The sequence below is a fragment of the Bacillus sp. FJAT-27231 genome (genome assembly GCF_001183975.1).
GTDB classification, from domain to species: domain Bacteria; phylum Bacillota; class Bacilli; order Bacillales; family Domibacillaceae; genus Pseudobacillus; species Pseudobacillus wudalianchiensis.
Window position 1 is genome coordinate 2347484 of the sequence record NZ_LFZU01000001.1, and the last position, 13361, is coordinate 2360844.

The 13361-nt window shown below is 45.3% G+C and carries 12 protein-coding genes; 1 reads left to right on the plus strand and 11 read right to left on the minus strand.

What is annotated here, in order from left to right; translation table 11 throughout:
* Positions 1 to 25: 25 nt before the first annotated feature.
* Positions 26 to 1063: a low-specificity L-threonine aldolase gene (gene ltaE, locus AC623_RS11035; RefSeq protein ID WP_049662478.1), complete on the plus strand. Its 1038-nt coding sequence runs from the start codon at positions 26 to 28 to the stop codon at positions 1061 to 1063.
* Between the two features lie 129 nt (positions 1064 to 1192).
* On the opposite strand, the gene AC623_RS11040 is transcribed toward ltaE, so the two are convergent.
* From AC623_RS11040 to AC623_RS11090, 11 genes are all read right to left on the minus strand, one after another.
* Positions 1193 to 2665 (minus strand): aldehyde dehydrogenase family protein, encoded by a 1473-nt coding sequence (locus AC623_RS11040; protein ID WP_231603479.1) that lies wholly within the window; start codon positions 2663 to 2665, stop codon positions 1193 to 1195.
* 72 nt (positions 2666 to 2737) lie between these two features.
* Positions 2738 to 4861 (minus strand): (Fe-S)-binding protein, encoded by a 2124-nt coding sequence (locus AC623_RS11045; protein WP_049662479.1) that lies wholly within the window; start codon positions 4859 to 4861, stop codon positions 2738 to 2740.
* Positions 4862 to 4899: 38 nt separating this feature from the next.
* Positions 4900 to 5871: an electron transfer flavoprotein subunit alpha/FixB family protein gene (locus tag AC623_RS11050; RefSeq protein WP_049662480.1), complete on the minus strand. Its 972-nt coding sequence runs from the start codon at positions 5869 to 5871 to the stop codon at positions 4900 to 4902.
* A 65-nt stretch (positions 5872 to 5936) separates the two neighbouring features.
* Positions 5937 to 6710 carry an electron transfer flavoprotein subunit beta/FixA family protein gene (locus AC623_RS11055; protein ID WP_049662481.1) on the minus strand — a complete coding sequence of 258 codons (774 nt, stop codon included), beginning with the start codon at positions 6708 to 6710 and terminating at the stop codon, positions 5937 to 5939.
* A gap of 62 nt (positions 6711 to 6772) precedes the next feature.
* Entirely contained in the window at positions 6773 to 8185 is a 1413-nt protein-coding gene (locus AC623_RS11060) for an MFS transporter (protein ID WP_049662482.1), read from the minus strand.
* Positions 8186 to 8416: 231 nt separating this feature from the next.
* Entirely contained in the window at positions 8417 to 9580 is a 1164-nt protein-coding gene (locus AC623_RS11065; RefSeq protein WP_049662483.1) for an acyl-CoA dehydrogenase family protein, read from the minus strand.
* 21 nt (positions 9581 to 9601) lie between these two features.
* Entirely contained in the window at positions 9602 to 10798 is a 1197-nt protein-coding gene (locus AC623_RS11070; RefSeq protein WP_049662484.1) for an acyl-CoA dehydrogenase family protein, read from the minus strand.
* A 35-nt stretch (positions 10799 to 10833) separates the two neighbouring features.
* Positions 10834 to 11250: a Zn-ribbon domain-containing OB-fold protein gene (locus AC623_RS11075; protein WP_049662485.1), complete on the minus strand. Its 417-nt coding sequence runs from the start codon at positions 11248 to 11250 to the stop codon at positions 10834 to 10836.
* 11 nt (positions 11251 to 11261) lie between these two features.
* Positions 11262 to 12425 carry a thiolase C-terminal domain-containing protein gene (locus AC623_RS11080; protein WP_049662486.1) on the minus strand — a complete coding sequence of 388 codons (1164 nt, stop codon included), beginning with the start codon at positions 12423 to 12425 and terminating at the stop codon, positions 11262 to 11264.
* Between the two features lie 20 nt (positions 12426 to 12445).
* Positions 12446 to 12862 (minus strand): MaoC/PaaZ C-terminal domain-containing protein, encoded by a 417-nt coding sequence (locus AC623_RS11085; protein WP_049662487.1) that lies wholly within the window; start codon positions 12860 to 12862, stop codon positions 12446 to 12448.
* 35 nt (positions 12863 to 12897) lie between these two features.
* Positions 12898 to 13359 (minus strand): MaoC family dehydratase N-terminal domain-containing protein, encoded by a 462-nt coding sequence (locus tag AC623_RS11090; RefSeq protein WP_049662488.1) that lies wholly within the window; start codon positions 13357 to 13359, stop codon positions 12898 to 12900.
* Positions 13360 to 13361: the final 2 nt, after the last annotated feature.

A 13361-nucleotide genomic window follows, 5' to 3' on the forward strand; every position in this document is an offset into this window, starting at 1 on the left:
AAGTTCAACTATAGGAGGATCTATGATGATAGATTTGCGCAGTGACACGGTGACAAAACCGAGTGAAAAAATGAGAAAAGCGATGTACGAAGCAGAGGTTGGGGATGACGTCTACGGTGAGGACCCGACAGTCAATACATTAGAAGAAATTGCGGCAGAGATCCTTGGAAAGGAAGCAGCCTTGTTTGTCACAAGCGGAACTCAAGGAAATCAAATTGCCGGTTTGGTGCATTGCAAGCCTGGCGAAGAAGTGATATTGGAAGCCCAATCGCACATCTTTCTCTATGAAGCAGCTGCGATGTCAGCATTTGCAGGTGTGCAAACGAAAACATTAGTTGGGGAACGCGGTGCGATGAAACCAAGCGAAGTGGAAGCGGCCCTTCGAGAGGATGACGTTCATGAGCCAGAAACAGGACTTATTTGCTTAGAGAATACGCATAACAAAGCAGGCGGAGCGGTGATTTCACTCGAAAACATGGAAGCCATTTATCAAATAGCGAAAAGACACGGCGCCCCTGTCCACTTAGATGGCGCACGCTTATTCAATGCTTCTGTCGCTTCCGGAATACCTGTCAAAAAGTTCGCAGAACATACCGATACAGTTCAGATCTGTCTATCTAAAGGATTAGGAGCACCCGCAGGTTCGATCATTGCTGGTTCCTCCGCTTTTATTTCAAAAGCACGAAAATGGCGAAAACGACTCGGTGGCGGTTTGAGACAGGTTGGTGTTTTAGCTGCGCCTGGGATCATCGCCCTTCAAGAAAATGTCGAACGCCTTCAAGAGGATCACGAAAACGCCAAGCGGCTTGCCGAAGGTCTTCAAAACATTGAAGGAATAACCCTAGAAAGCAAAGTCGAAACAAATATTATCATCATCAATATCGCCCATTCCAATAAAACAACAGAGGCTTTCTTAAGCGAATTAAAAGAAAATGGCGTGCTAGCAGGAGAGTTCGGCCCTCAATTAATTCGATTCGTTACGAACAACGGCATTACCCAAACAGACATTGATCAAGTATTACTCGTCATCCAAAAAATGTTACATTTTCAGCCTACTTCGTGATTGCAAAGAAAGAGATATTCTTTTCTTTCATAGAAGGAATGGATCTTTCACACTAAAGCAGCCAACCGTTCACCCGAACGGTTGGCTGTCTCTTTTCCCCTCAAAACGGTTATTCACTGAAAAGGTTCATTATCTCTCAATCTCGATTACACAAGCTTTTTCACGTGAATACTCAAGAATCGAATCCGTTCCATATCCACTCTCTTTAAAACCGCCAAACGGCAAATCCGCTCCGACTCTCGAATAAGTGTTTACCCACACGTTTCCAGACTCTATTTTTCGAATCATCCGGTGAGCGAGATTAAGATCTCTTGTCCACACGCCTGCCCCTAGACCAAAGCAGGTATCGTTTGCAATGGCTGCCGCTTCCTCTTCCGTTTCGAAGGGCATAACGACCGCTACTGGTCCGAAAATTTCCTCTTGGCAAATACGCAGTGAGTTGCTATTTACTTTAAACAAAGTAGGCTCCACCCAGTAACCATCTGAAAACTCCGGTTTGTCTGGAAGAACATTTTCTCCGCCATGGCGGCCGCCACAGACAATTTCTCCGCCTTCTTCTAATCCCAGCTCGATGTAAGAACGGATTTTTTCATACTGATCCAGGCTTGAAAGAGGACCCATTGTACTTGTTAGATCCATGGGATCGCCCGCTTTTATCGTATTTTTAATTCTTTCTTTTATCCGATCAATCATTTCATCAAATATCGATTGTTGAATAAGAATTCTTGAGCCGGCTGTGCATCTTTGCCCAGCGTTACTCGTGTAGATAGCATGAATGACTCCATCCACCGCTTTATCCAGATCAGCGTCTTCAAACACAATATTTGGTGATTTTCCGCCTAATTCAAAAATCGTTGGTTTTGGATGCCGGGCACTTGCACGAAGAATAGCACCAGCGGTTGACCCGGAGCCTGTCATGCTTACTTTATTCACACCGGTATGAGCTACTAAAGCATCCCCTATTTCTCTTCCCAACCCGGAAATAACATTGAGCACACCCGGAGGAAGGATGTCCCCCAGCAGTTCGCCGTATCGCAGTGAAGAAACAGAGGCCTGCTGAGATGGTTTAATAATGACCGTGTTGCCCGCCGCAAGAGCATAAGCTGCTTTTATCGTGAAGGTAAAAAGCGGCGCATTCCATGGCAAGATTCCTAATACCACTCCGAATGGTTCTCTCAACGTATATCCAATGCTAGTCGGTCCCATTTGAACCGTTTTTCCCTGGCTGCCTTCCTTGCAAGCTCCTGCCGCGTCATACCAGACTGATTTTATAGCTTCAGCAAGATAAGGGGCAACTGCAATCACTTCTCCGTTATCTCTCGTCTCCAGCGTTGTTAATTCTTCAGCATGCAGGGAAATAGCATCTCCAATACGTCTTAAATAGCCTGAACGTTCTTCAGCAGAAAGCGCAGACCAATCAGGGAACGCCTGACGCGCCGCTGCCACAACCTTTGCTACATCCTCTTGCGTGCTTAATGGAATCTTAGCCCAAGCTTCTCCTGTAGAAGGCTCAATACTATCCATCGTATTTCCAGATGAAGCTGCCGTTAACTTGCCATTGATAAAGTTTTGATACTGTTTCAATTCTTGCTTTGTCGTCAATGTAATCCCGCCTTTATTTTTGGATTATTACATCTTTTTCAGCTAGTGACCCTTTACTTTTAATTTAGCTTTCTATCTAACTAACTCTTTAGTTGAAGGACAAGGTGATGCCAGCACAGATTTTTCCAATATTTCTACAATATCTAATGTTTGAATACTGTCTTCCTTTTCCATTGCTTTTGCGCCATCACTTAGCATCGTCAGACAATACGGACATCCGCTGCCTATGACACTTGGGCTTACAGCCAGCGCTTGTTGCGTCCGTGCCACATTTACCCGCTGTCCAGTATCTTCTTCCATCCACATCATGCCTCCGCCTGCCCCGCAGCACATGGCTGTTTCGCGATTGCGTTCCATCTCTGCAACTTTCACTCCAGGTATACGCTTCAGAATTTCTCGCGGCGGGTCATAGACATCGTTATAACGCCCCAAGTAACAAGAATCATGATAAACAACCGTTTCGTTTACTTCATATGCTGGGACAAGCTTCCCCTCTTGAAGAAGTTTGAGTAAAAGATCCGTATGGTGATAGACTTCTACATTCTCAAGTCCAAACTCTGGATACTCATTTTTGAATGTGTTGTAGGCATGCGGATCAATAGTAACAATTTTTCTTACATGGTGCTTTTGAAACATTTCAATGTTAGCCCTTGCCAGCTCTTGAAACAAGAATTCATTGCCAATCCGGCGAGGAGTATCTCCGGAATTCTTTTCCTTGTTGCCCAAAATGGCAAATTTCACGCCAGCTGTATTTAATAATTTGGCAAAGGATTGAACAATCTTTTGGCTGCGGTTATCATAAGAACCCATTGACCCCACAAAGAATAAGTATTCAAATTCTTCTCCTTTTTTCTCCACTTCCTTAACGGTCGGCACTTCAATATCTTCACGGCCGGTCCGCCAATTTTCCCGTTCTTTTCGATTGATTCCCCAAGGGTTTCCCTGGCGTTCAATATTGGTGATCGCACGCTGGGCATCTGCGTCCATCTTGCCTTCTGTTAAGACGAGATAGCGGCGCAGGTCAATAATTTTGTCTACATGTTCATTCATAACCGGACACTGATCTTCACAGTTTCGGCAAGTTGTACAAGCCCAGATTTCCTCCTCCGTAATCACGTCCCCAATCAGACTTGGGTTATAATCAAGCGCGGCGGCCGTTTCCTGAAGCGTGTTCACCTTAGCCATGGCGGCAAGCTGATTGCCTTGTGTATTCGCAAAAGCAAATCCTGGCACCCATGGCGATTGAGAAGTGACGGCAGCCCCTGTGTTGGTCAGGTGATCCCGCAGCTTCACGATCAGATCCATTGGTGAAAGCATCTTTCCTGTACCGGCTGCTGGACACATATTCGTACAGCGTCCACATTCAACACAGGCATATAAGTCAATCAGCTGGTGTTGTGTGAAGTCCTGAATTTTGCCAACGCCGAACGATTCTTGTGACTCATCCTCAAAGTCAATTGCCGTAAGCTTTCCAGGCGGAGTTAACCGGCTGAAAAACACATTGACTGGTCCGGCGATTAAGTGAGCATGCTTAGATTGCGGTACATAGACGAGAAAAGACAATAGCGCCAGCAAATGAATCCACCAAGAAACATAAAATAGGGCCTTGGCAGCAGGCTCATTCAGCCAGCTAAAAGCGCTAGCAATGCCAGAAGCAACCGGTTCACCAAGCGATGGTGCATGCTCGTGCCAAATGATGGCCATGCCATTGCCAAACAGAACAGAAAGCATGAGTGTCCCGATGAAAATCAAGACAAGCCCCGCCTTTAATCCACGTTTCAAACGTACGAGCTTTTCAATATACCGGCGATAGAACGCCCAGACAACAGCTGTCAAAATCATGAAGGTGACAGCTTCCTGAAAGAATGTAAAGAAAGGATAGAGCGGACCGAGCGGAAGATGTGCTCCCGGCACAAGCCCTTTTATAATAAAATCAATCGCCCCTAGTTGGACAAGGAGGAAACCATAAAACATCATGACATGAATGATCCCGCTCTTCTTATCCTTTAATAGCTTTTTCTGGCCGAAAACGTTAATTTTCACTAAATCGAGCCGTTCTTTAAATTTACGGTCAAACTCCTGCTTGCGGCCTAGCTTAATATATTCATAACGAGTCTTCACCAGGTATAGAAACAAGTAAAGGGCGTAACCTGTCACTAAAAGAAAGGCGATTGTATTGATGGTTAATAGGTTCATTATGGTCACTTCCTTTTATGGTGATAACGCCCCTTTGCTTACTGCTTAACTGCAGCAAACTCTTCAATTAACATCGGAACGACTTCAAACAAATCACCGACAATGCCATAGTCGGCTACTTGAAAAATACTTGCTTCGGGATCTTTATTGATCGCCACGATCACTTTGGAATTGGACATGCCTGCGAGATGCTGAATCGCTCCAGAGATTCCACAAGCAATGTATAAATCAGGAGTAACAACCTTTCCTGTCTGGCCAATTTGCAGTGAATAATCACAGTAATCGGCATCACACGCTCCGCGGGAAGCACCAACTGCACCGCCAAGAACCTTCGCGAGCTCTTGTAACGGCTCAAATCCTTCTTTGCTTTTTACACCGCGACCACCAGCAACGATAATTTTTGCTTCTGAGAGATCGACTCCTTCACTCGCTTTTCTTACGACCTCTTTAATGATCGTGCGTATCGTGTGAATCTCAACAGCTAAGGAAGAAACTTCCCCAGAACGAGACTCGTCCCTTGCTAATGGCTCAATATTGTTTGGACGAATCGTTGCAAAGACAAGACCATCTGTAATGATTTTCTTTTCAAATGCTTTTCCAGAATAAATCGGCCGAGTAAAAACAAGCGTGCCGTCTATTTCTTCAACAGCAGTGGCATCAGAAATTAAACCAGAGGCCAGCTTGCTGGCGATTCTCGGAGCCAAGTCTTTTCCCATTGCTGTGTGGCCGAAGATCATCCCATCCGGATTTTCTTGATCCATTACAGCCAGCAGCGCCTGCGAAAAACCATCCGGTGTATAGTGTCTTAATTGATCATCCTCCACTGTCACGACCCGGTCTGCGCCGTATTGAATAAGTTCACTCCCTAACGGCTGAACGGCCTCTCCGATCAAGACGCCTACTACTTCTCCGCCTCTAGCAGCAATCTTAGCTGCACGAATCGCTTCAAATGAGACATTTCTTAACGCTCCGTCGCGTACTTCTCCTAATGCGAGAACTTTTTTGTTCATCTACAAAACCTCCTGTGCTTGTTTTATTTTGACTGTCTGCTTTACTATGACAAGCTTATCTTCTATTAAATGACTTTTGCTTCGTTACGGAGTAGTTGAACAAGCTCACTTACCTGTTCATTGATCTCGCCGTTTAATATTTTTCCGGCCTCTTTTTTCGGCGGCAGAAAAATCTCAATCGTTTTAGTTTTCGCTTCGACGTCCTCTTCATCAAGCTCAAGATCATCCAGCTCTAATTCTTCGAGCGGCTTTTTCTTTGCTTTCATAATTCCTGGCAAGGAAGGGTAACGTGGTTCATTTAAACCTTGTTGCGCAGTAACGAGCAGTGGCAAAGAGGTTTCGATTGTTTCAGAATCACCTTCCACATCGCGCACAACGGTTACAGTATGGCCGGCGATTTCAAGATTTGTAATCGTTGTGATAGCAGGAATGCCCAGCATTTCAGCTACACGAGGCCCCACTTGTCCTGAACCGCTGTCAATAGCTACGTTTCCGGCGATAACTAAATCGGCTTGTTTATCTTTTAAGTATTCAGCGATAATTCTAGCTGTTGTATATTGATCGCCGTCTTCAACGTCATCCTCACTATTAATCAATACTGCTTTATCTGCCCCCATTGCCAAAGCCGTTCGCAGCTGTTTTTCCGCTTCCTCGCTTCCCACGGACACAACCGTTACTTCGCCCCCTTGAGCGTCACGTACTTGTATCGCTTCTTCTACCGCGTATTCATCGTATGGATTAATGATAAATTCTGCTCCATCTTCATTGATTTCCCCGTTCAACAGATTGATTTTTTCTTCTGTATCAAAGGTTCTTTTTAGCAGAACATAAATATTCATCTAAACTCCTCCTGTTTTTGTTTATTTTGCTGGCATTCAATCAAACTGTTGGCCCGCTGTTTTTAAATAACCTTCGTATCTTCTTCGTTTTCCGGTAATCCCTCTGTCCCTCCTTGAATTCCTGCTATTTTTTTAGGAATTAAGATCAGAAAGAGAAAGGCTGCCGCTGTAAAAACCGTTAGCAACAGAGCCGTGGACGAAAGGGCGCCTACCGAATTTCCTCCCGCTGCAAACAAGGCGAATGTCACTAGCGCAAACGAGGCTCCAACACGGGAAGCTACGTTTTCGATCGTAATATAAGTGAACGAAACAACTCCTAAGCGGGACTCATTCGCTTTTGATACGATGACAGATTTCACGACTGGTCCAACCATGCCAATTGCTGTGCCAATTAAGCTCATGGACACAAACAGATATAAAAAGGACGTATCGATTTTGGCAACTGTTAGCATGCCGATTCCACCGACTAACAGACTGATGCTCGTGCCGATTATGGTTCGTGCCGAGAGCTTGGCCATTAACCGGCCGCTCAATAAGTTGGCTAGGGCCATCGTTAAAAATAGCGGGAATTGTAACAAGCCGACAACTGTTGAAGGCTTTCCTTGCACACTTTGAACAAAGAACGTTAATAAATACATCACGCTGCTAAACGACATGTACATAATCACAGCAATAATGGACGGTACCCAGAAATTACGCGTCTTCGCATAATCAATATCCAGCAAAGGCTTTTTCTGTCTTTTTTCAACAACAAGCAATAAGGCAAATGAAACAATAGAAACCACAAAGGCTGGCACCCACATCCAGGAAGAAATGCCGTAATTATTAATAAACGTTGGTACGGTCAAAAGCCCTCCTAATATGAAGAAGACTAAGATTACGCCACCAAAGTCGAAATGTTCAGATTTCTCTCCTTTTACATTAGGAACTCCGTAAGCAAACAATAAGAAGGAAATAACGCCAAATATCGCACACAGAAAGAAAATAGAAGACCAGCCAAAGCGGTCAACGAATATTCCACTTAACAGCGGACCTGCCAAACCGCCAATAACGGTGTAAAATCCGTACAACCCCATGGTTTTTCCCCGTTGCTCGTTCGTAAAATATCTCCCTACAAAGGTGACACCAGCAGGAATAACAGCGGCTCCAGAGAACCCTTTTAAAAACAAGCCCGCAACCAATACCCAAAAAGCCGGAGCCGTTGCAATAAAAAGTGAACCAAGTGCCATACAGGCTGCCCCAAACAGGATGACAATTTTTTGACCGAAGGAATCTGACATCCACCCCATTAGTGGTTGAAATCCTGTTAACCCGAGCGCAAATCCCAATTGCATATAAACCGAATACCCTGCCCCTAATCCAAAATGTTCGAGCATTTTAGGATAGGCCGGGATATGTGTCGCTTCAGCAAAAACAACAAGAAGAATTCCGAGACACAAAAAATGAAAGGCTTTCCTCACTGATTTTTCTTCCATTAGCTTTCCTCCTTGTTTTAACAGACACTGTAGCAATGTGTGCAATCGGGGGCAGGCGGGGAACAACCCTTCCCCTGCTCAATACTTGCAGCCGGCTCAGTTTTCCTCCACCTCTCCCATTTTACTAACACATATGTTTACGTGAGCATTTTTCATGAACGAAGGTGATTGGCCATATAGAAAACTCTCTCATTTCGTTAACTGCTCGCAAGTAGATTTACCCTTCACTTATTAAAATTGTTCGACTTTTTCTGGTTCACACCAGCCTAATGCAGCGGCTGCTTTTTCATAGTATGATTGTGTGCTTCCCAAGTAATGTTCATAAAAACGGGCCCGTTTGACATAAAGATGACAGTCAATTTCTTCGGTAAAACCAATCCCGCCATGAATTTGAATATTATGGGCAGCTGCTTTATTATATGCTTCTGCCGCAAACAGCCGGGCGCATACTATTGCTTGTACTTGATCTTCAGACTCGTTTTCCAGCGCCCAATTTGCGTAATAAGCGAGCGACCGCGCCATCTCAAGGTCTACCTTCATATCGACGATTTTGTGCTTAATCGCTTGAAAACGGCCAATTGGCTGGCCAAACTGTTCGCGGATTTTTGCGTATTCTGCCGCCATATCTACGATTGCTGCCATTCCGCCGACCATGATGGAAGCGAGAGCGGCATTAACCGCCAGCAGTCCCTCCTGCAGAATGTCCCAACCTTTATGAAGCGGTCCAACTATTTGCTCTTGGGAGATCTGAACGTTATCGAACGTAATTTCTGCCAAATGTCGGCTATCATCGATGTTTTTTTGTTTATGCATACTGATATTTATGTCATCCAAGTCTACAATAACGAGTGAAATCCCTTCCTCGCCGCTTTCTCCGCCTGTGCGTGCTGGGAGAATTAAACTATTCGCCAGTTCTGCGTCTGGGACTAATGTTTTTGTTCCATGTAATCGAATGAAATCTCCCTCCAAAGAGGCCGTCATCTGAACACCAGCCGGATGATAGCTGCTGCCGGGTTCCAGCCAGGCAATCGAGAACGTTTGACTGCCTTCTGCAATGGCTGGCAAGTACTTTTGCTTCTGGTATTCCGAACCGAACTTTTCAAGTACTGGCACAGCAAAGCTGTTCGTTTCTAGATAAAGACCAGGCAGAACACTGCGGCCTAACTCTTCAAGCACCGGAACTAAATCCAGCGCTCCGAGCTCCATGCCGCCATATTCCTCTGAAATGTTGATGCTTGTGCAGCCCAGTTCAGCCAGTCCGGAAACAATTGTTTTATAAGATTCTGTGTCACCTTTTATAAACTCACGGGCTGTTTTCGTATGGCCCATATTATTTAGATATTTGTTCACGTACCCGCGAAACATCTCTTGCTCTTCACTTAATGAAAAATCCATGCTATGCCACCTCCATTATGTTTAGCGTCCTAGATCCTTAGGTAAACCGAGAATGCGTTCTCCAATCGTATTCTTCTGTACTTCGCTCGTTCCTCCGCCAATCGTCATTCCGAATGAATACAGGAAGTTATCCTGCCAATAGGAACCTCCGAAAATCGCATCCTCTTTCCATAACACGCCCTGATGGCCCTGCATGGATAGCGATTGGGAGAACAGCTCCTTCGTTAGTTCACTTACTATTAACTTATCCATTGATCCTTCCGCACTCGGCTGCCCATTCTTCAATGTTTTAGTTAAGTTCCGGTAATAGTTCAAGAGCGAGCCTCGGGAGCGGGTATATAAATCAATCATTGTTTTGCGGGTAAATGGGTTTTGAATTAAAGACTGCCCGTCTTCCTGCACTTCTTTCGCCAATACGACCAGATCTTCAAATTGCTGCTCAAGGGTGAACACCTGAGCTCCGATTCCGGATCTTTCATGCATTAATAGAGCAATCATGACGCGCCATCCTTCATCGACTTCACCAACGATGTCTGCATCATAAGCAATGGCGTCTTCTAAATACACTTCATTGAAGTCATGCTTGCCGTCCATCTGAATGATCGGCCGCGTCTCTACTCCCGGCTGATTCATATCTAAAAGAAAGACCGTAATCCCTTTATGCTTCTTCTCTCCCCGGCTTGTTCGTGCGAGAAGAAAACAGCGATCAGCTAAGTGGCCAAAGCTTGTCCACACCTTTTGCCCATTTATTTTCCAACGGTCCCCGTCGCGGACGGCCGATGTTTGGATGGCCGTTAAATCTGAACCGGCATTCGGCTCTGAATAGCCTTGGCACCACACTTCTTCACCGGTTAATATTTTTTGGATATACGCTTCCTTTTGTTCTTCTGTGCCGATCTGCATCAGTGTCGGCCCAACCATATGAATGCCTACATAATTCACGAGCGGCGGAGCCTTGACGCGCACCATTTCCTGCTGATAAATAATTTCCTCTATTAAACTAGCTTCTCTGCCGCCATATTTTTTCGGCCAGGCAATGGCTGCCCATCCGCCTTCATATAACTTCCTTTGCCAGTTTCTCAAAAACTCTGAATATTGCTCCTTGTCTTCCGGAATGTCTCTCTTTCCATCCAACCAGCCGTCGGGCAAATTATTTTCTAGCCATGTACGAAATTCCTGGCGAAACGCTTCTTCTTTTTCTGTAAAAGAAAAATCCATTTATTTTGTCCCCTTTCTATCAAACAGTTATCAAATTATGCAGGAATCCATTGTGGAAGAGCGCGATCTTCCGTGATATCCTGCCACGTCATTTTTACATTCATTCCGATGCTTACGTCTTCCGGATTGCAATTCAACACATTGGCAATCAGCTTCACTTGTGGTGCCTTTTCAAGCTCTACAATGGCAATGACAAGCGGAAGATCATCTTGGAATCCAGGCAGAAACGGCCGGTAAGAAATGATAAAGGAATAGATCGTACCATTCACTTCGCTTCCAAGGTTTTCCCAGCTGAGTTCCGTGCCGCCGCATTTAGAACAGGCTGGTCCAGGCGGATGTGAATAGTGCTTACAGCTTTCACATTTTTGAATGATCAGCTCGTGACGGTCGGCTGCATCCCAATAGGGGTGATTATCCTGATTTTTTAATGGTATTGGTTTTTGGTAGTCCATTGTTTCCCCTCCTAGTTTCTAAGAATCATCGCACCAGCGATATCCGGTCCAGCCCAGCCTGTGCAAAGGCCAATTTCACAGTTTTCCACTTGGCGGTCCGTTCCCTTGTATTCATGGCGAATTTGGCGGACAATCTCAATAACGTTATTCATCCCATGTGTATAGCCTTCTGACAGCATGCCGCCGGCTGTATTGCTTGGGAGTTTTCCGCCCATCCGCAGATTGCCTGCTGCCACAAAGTCTCCCACTTCTCCGCGAGGGGCAATACCATAAGCCTCTAGCTGCCGTAAAACAACCCAGCTATAGCAATCGTAAATAGAGGCAACATCTAAATCTGCTGGGGAAATGCCAGCCTTTTTATATAATTCTGGCGCTACGTAATCAGCTGCTACCTCTGATAAGTCGGACCAGTAATGAGAATGAGATACACATTGTCTGGCAGTGATCCCCATAATATAAACCGGTCTTGACTTGCAATTCTTCGCTTTTTCAGCTGATGTTACGATAATGGCGTTTGCTTCATCTGACTCAAGGCAAAAATCATGTTTATTGAACGGGTAGCTTAAATAAGGCGTTTCTTTATAAGCCTCCATCGTTAGCGGTTTTCCATAAAAATAAGCTTTCGGATTCCGCTGGGCATGCTCGTAAAAGCTGACGCACACATGTCCTAAATGCTCTTGGGTAAGACCGGTTTCATGCATGTGCCGGGTGGCGAAGAGCCCAAACCATTGAGCTGGCCCGCCTGCTCCGTAAGGAATGATAAAACTGCCGCCATCAATAGCGGATTGCAGCATATTAATATCCCATCCGCCGCCGCCCATTCTCACGCCGGAACGCCCATTCATGGCACGATAAATGAGTACGGTATTTACTTGACCTGTTTCAATCAATCCGATCGCGTCTGCAATCAGCATTTCTGTACTGCTGCCGCCGCCCATGATGTCTTTTACGTATTTTGGGCGAACGCCTAAATACGTAGCTAGCTGATGGGACGTACAAGAGTCATTCTCGCTGTAACTCATGAATCCATCGATATCCTTTGCCTCAAGGCCGGCATCTTGAATGGCCGCTCTTGCTGCATCTAACGCAAGATGCAGCGGTGTCGTGCCAGAATTCTTTGAACGCTCACTTTCTCCTACGCCCACAATGGCATAGCGGTCTTTTATTTGTGCCACAAAACACACCCCTTTTCATTTTAGAAAAAACGTAAAGTAGCTTGACCTGATCCGACGACCTTCTCAGGTGCTTTTTCAGCTTTTACCTCTAGATCGACATAGTGCTTTCCTTCTTCTTCATAGACTTTGCGAACAACCGCCGAACAGGTAATGTCATCGCCCGGCCTTGTCATCGCTCCAAATCTCATCCGAAAATTTGTCGGTTCCGCTGTGACACCTGCCACCTGCATCACATATTCACCGAGAAATCCCATGATGAGCATTCCATGCGCAATCACACCCGGCATTCCGATGCTTTGAGCAAATTCATCATCCGTATGTAACGGGTTGAAATCTCCCGAAGCGCCAGCGTATTTAACGAGCTGAACCTTTGTAACGGCCGGCTTTTTGAGTGATTCTAAAACTTGTCCTTCTTGCAATTCGCTGTATTTCAACATCCGCTTCTCCTCCTCTCTCTTTCCGAGAACAGCTTTTAATTTGAGACTTTTTGAACCGTCGTTTTTGAGCGATAAATAATATTCATGCGGCTAATCACTACTGTGCTTCGGTTTTCATCCTTGATTTCTGTATCAAGCACTAAACACTGCATTCGGCCGCTTCTTCCTTCCTTCTCATATAAATCTGTTACCTTCATCTGGCAGATCAGCCGGTCCCCCGGTCTGATTGGGCGAGTATAAATAAATTCTTGCTCGCCATGAAGCATTCGTTTCGGATCAAGCTTAAGATCAATGCCCTCGCCTTCTGCGCCGATGGCAATCGGAAAAGTAGGCGGAGCAATCATTCCCCCATAAGGTGTTCCGGCCGCGTACTCTTCATCCACATACAGTGGATTAGAGTCACCGATGGCCTGAGCAAATTGTCGAATATGCCTTTTTTCCACTTCAAATGTAAATTCCGGACCTGTTAACCCAACAATGCTTTTGTCTAAATCCATTT